This window comes from Moorena sp. SIO1G6 (assembly GCF_010672795.1).
GTDB lineage: Bacteria > Cyanobacteriota > Cyanobacteriia > Cyanobacteriales > Coleofasciculaceae > Moorena > Moorena producens.
Window position 1 is genome coordinate 1 of sequence record NZ_JAAHFZ010000154.1, and the last position, 2,131, is coordinate 2,131.

The 2,131-nt window shown below is 46.3% G+C and carries 2 protein-coding genes; one reads left to right on the forward strand and one right to left on the reverse strand.

Annotation, left to right across the window (positions count from 1 at the left end):
* Positions 1 to 75: 75 nt before the first annotated feature.
* The gene (locus tag F6K63_RS36640; RefSeq protein ID WP_502708409.1) at positions 76 to 1,401 is read right to left on the reverse strand and encodes an ISNCY family transposase; all 1,326 of its coding nucleotides are present in this window, start codon (positions 1,399 to 1,401) and stop codon (positions 76 to 78) included.
* 194 nt (positions 1,402 to 1,595) lie between these two features.
* Between F6K63_RS36640 and F6K63_RS36645 the strand changes: the two genes are divergently transcribed.
* Positions 1,596 to 2,131: winged helix-turn-helix domain-containing protein (locus F6K63_RS36645; protein ID WP_287314982.1), on the forward strand; the 536-nt coding region annotated here is incomplete at its 3' end.

The window sequence follows — 2,131 nt, forward strand, 5'->3', positions numbered from 1 at the left end:
TGACAAGGCTTCAACCCACCAGCTAGTGGCAAAGTCAAGCTGCGTAAACGGATCGCAGCAGTTTCAAATTAGAAATTAGATGGTAATAGGATCGATTTCAAGCCAATCAATCATGAAGGCGAAAAGATGTTCCCAGGAGTCGAAAAGCATGTATCGAGTCAATGCACGCAAATCATCGAAAAAGGTTGTCCGTTTAACGAGTTCGTCACGAATAAGCTGGTACTGTGTATTGGCAAGATAAAGGGCAGTGTGGGCCAAAAAAGCGAGCAAATTGAGCGTAAAAAGGGTGGAGGATAGGTATTGGTCCCCGTGACCAAAGTTGTGTTCGAGATGATAGCCTTGGTTTTTGAGGATATTGATGGCTTCATTTTCAACTTTCCATCGTGTTCGTCCAAGCTGGCAAGCATCCATAACGTTCTCAAAAGTCAGTTGATGGTTTGTAATCCAGGCATTGTGGAAGAGGATATCGCCACTTTTTTCGTTAGTGATGTGCAGTTCACACCAGTTGACATGAAGTGCATCATCGCCCAAACGAAGAGGGAGTTGGCTGGCCCAACGATAAGTCCAGAGTTCATGGCTGCGACCATTCCAGTGGCGGATTTGACGAGTTTCAACTCCATTCTCAACTTTTGCTAACAGAGCAAGCTCCTCATAAAGGGTCTTGTGCGAATCTGGCTTGCAGACAAAAAGGAAATATTGCTTTGCTTCGTCAGCAATTTGCTGGCATAAGGGCTGATTCGAATAGAGGTCATCACCCAGATAGGTAATCGTGAAGGGAGTAAAGTTCTCTTGATGCTTGGTGAGCCACCGTTTGGAGGCTGCACGTTCACAATCCTGCTTCTCATGCCCATCTTGCGGGACAATAAACTCTGGTGGTAACGCCAGAACCTGTGGACATTCTGGTTTGACGATAACGGGCATCAGCGCATGATGATAATAATGGACGGTCCCTTGCTTATCCCGGCGGGTCGAGCAGCAATCACAATGAATCTCGGTCGATGAATGATAAGTTAGCCCGTCAAGCGCAATCGCCTTGGTCTTCTCAAAACTCGTATAGCTTTCGAGGTGACCTGTTTGCTTAAGTTCGTTGATAAGCCAAAAGAAATCAGCGCTAATCTCGGCTGGCTTTACATGGTCTAGAATATTGCGCACTTGCTGTTTGCATGGAATCTTTTCAATCTTGAATAATTTCCGTGCATTATTGCTTCGTTTTTTCTGCTCCATATCCCGTTGATGCGACAAAAACGATGGCGACTGCATAAAAAATACGGCAAATGCTGATAGTGCAACCTCCTCCATTGTGTAGGTTAGCCGGTTACTCTTTTTCCGTGGGTCAGGTAGGCTCGCCCAGCCATCTTTTATCCGTCCGACAAAATTGCTCATCTTGAGGCGTTTAGTCATCTGCTCCTCCTTGGATCTTGATGACTTCTACATTACCCTTTTTGGCACTTTTTGTCACTTATTTTCTAATTTGAAACTGCTGGAATTTTTGGTAACCCCTTGACAAGCCAAACACAATGCTCTATACTCGACAATAAAATTAATTTGAATCGATTTGAGTAGTATTGACTAATCCAGCTAACCACGCACAGCTTATGGAACCAGAGGCAGAACGGAGCGTGCTCGGCGTAGATGCCATCCGCACATATGCCCATCCCTTGCGCTTGCAGATTCTCAAACAGATGCAAGAACCGACAACGGTTAAGCAGGTAGCAAGCCGATTAGATCAACAACCGACCAAGCTTCACTATCACGTCAAGCTGCTGCATGAACATGAGTTGATTCAAGTCGTGGCTCAGAATTCGGTCAACGGAATCGCCGAACATGTCTATCAAGTCACTGCACGCGACTTTAGACTGATCAACCCCATGGTCTCCAGCGATGGCTTCTCTGAGGACACAGCCAGCGCGATTTTCACTGACATGCTACAAGAGACCACATTGGGTTTGCAGAGAGCGTTGGCGGCCCACGAGCCCGTCGAGGGTGAGATTCCGCGTGATCCCTTTGTGAGTCAAAAGTCGTTTCGGCTTTCGGATAGCCAATTAACCGAATTTCATCAGCGCCTAGTTGAACTTATCCAAGACGTTACGGCTTTCCAAGTCGAGAATCAAGAACTTGACGAACCGCTCTA

Bases quoted from the DNA above. Each gene is read 5' to 3' on its own strand.
- F6K63_RS36640 (WP_502708409.1), bottom strand. From the start codon at position 1,401: ATGACTAAACGCCTCAAGATGAGCAATTTTGTCGGACGGATAAAAGAT.